Raw genomic sequence first — 1864 nt, forward strand, 5'->3', positions numbered from 1 at the left:
GGTCCAGGTTCACCGCGTCGGTGCCCTCGGTACCGGCGGCGACGTTGGTGATCTGGCGCTCGCTGCCCACGTCACCGACCGACACGCTGTTGTCGCGGTCGGCAGTGGAGTTGGCGCCGAGCGCCACGCTGTTGTCGCCCAGCGCGGTGCTGTAGAAGCCGACCGCCGTGCTGTTGTCGCCGCTGGCCCAGGATTCCGCACCCAGCGCGGTGGCGTAGTCGCCGGGCGCATAGGAGAAGAAGCCGGCCGCGGTGCTTTCCAGTCCCGAGGCTTCTGACAGGCTGCCGGCCGCGAGGCTGTAGTCACCCGCTGCGATCGCGCCGGCACCGAACGCCGCGGCACTGAAGCCGCTGGCCTGCGTGTAGACGAGCAGGCCGAAGCCGGGAATCAGGTCCGCCGGCCCACCGACCGCCACGCTGTAATCGCCGGTGGCACCGCTGGCATGGCCGAAGCTGGACGCATACGAGCCGGTCGCGGTGCTGCCGTAGCCGAATGCGGAACTCGCTTCGCCACTGGCTTCGCTGAGCACACCGAACGAGGAACTGCCGAGCGCCGAGGCCAGTGCGCCGGAGCCGATGGCCGTCGCGCCGAGGCCCGAAGCCACCGTGTTGACGCTGATCGGATTGCCATCGGCATCGAAGGCATCCACCTGGCCGCCGATGGCGATGCTGGATTCACCTGTCGCCTGGGCACTGCTGCCGGTGGCGACGCTATTGCTGCCGGTGGCCGTGGCGTTGAAGCCGGTCGCGGTCGCACCGTTCGCCAGTGCGAACGCGCCGGAGCCGGTGGCCGTTGCGCCGACGCCGTCGGCCAATGCCGCCGAGCCGGACGCGGTGGCGTAATCGCCGTTCGCCACGGCATCGTCCGTGCCGTCGTTAGCACCGTTCGCCTTGAAGTAGCGCGTGGCGTTTTCCGAGGCGTCGGCTACCGCATTCAACTGGTCCAGGTTCACCGCATCGGTACCCTCGGTGCCTTCCGCGACATTGGTGATCTGCCGTTCGCTGCCGGCGCTGCCGACGGAGACGCTGTCCTCGCGGTCGGCGACCGAGTCGCCGCCGATGGCCACGCTGTTGTCGGCTTCGGCCGTGGCCAGGTTGCCCAGCGCGACCGAATTGACGCCCGGCGAGTTGGCACCGCCGCCAACGGCGACCGAGTAATCGCCCGAGGCTTCGGTCGGCAGGAAGCCGAAGAACGCGCCACCGACGGCCACGCTGTTGTCGCCACTGGCGATGGCGTTCGACCCCAGCGCGGTGCTGTCGAAGTTGCTGGCGACCGCGCCGAAGCCCAGTGCGGTGGAACTGCTGCCGCTGGCTTCCGCGCCATAACCGAACGCCGATGCGCCGAAGTTGGAGGCGCTGCTGTAGCCACCGATGGCGGTGGCGGCATCGTCGGACGCGTCGCTGCGGAAGCCGACTGCCGTGGCCTGGATGCCCGAGGCGCTGGCTTCGGTGCCGAGCGCGGAGGAATACGCGCCGGAGGCATTCGCGCCTGCACCGGCGGCCGTGGCACCGGTTTCGCTGGCGACCGCACCTGCACCCACCGCTGTTGCATCGTCCGCCGTGGCTTCCGTGCTGGCGTAGACCGGGTTGCCGTCGGCATCGAGGATCGGATCCCCGTTCTCGTCGAACAACTGTCGCTGTCCGCCGATCGCGACCGAGCCTGCACCGATGGCTTGCGCGCCGGAGCCGTTGGCGACGCTGTTCGCGCCGGTGGCCGTGGCGTTGAAGCCGGTCGCGGTCGCACCGTCCGCCAGTGCGAACGCACCGGAGCCGGTGGCCGTTGCGCCGACGCCGTCGGCCAATGCCGCCGAGCCGGACGCGGTGGCGTAATCGCCGTTCGCCACGGCATCGTCCGTGCCGTCGTT

The 1864-nt window shown here is 70.2% G+C and carries 1 protein-coding gene; it reads right to left on the reverse strand.

The genetic code is table 11. From position 1 onward, the window contains the following. On the reverse strand, positions 1 to 1864 hold a 1864-nt coding region (locus AX730_RS17590; protein ID WP_407071508.1), incomplete at both ends, for a YadA family autotransporter adhesin.

This window comes from Pseudoxanthomonas mexicana (assembly GCF_001556105.1).
In the GTDB taxonomy this organism is placed as follows: Bacteria; Pseudomonadota; Gammaproteobacteria; order Xanthomonadales; family Xanthomonadaceae; genus Pseudoxanthomonas_A; species Pseudoxanthomonas_A mexicana_A.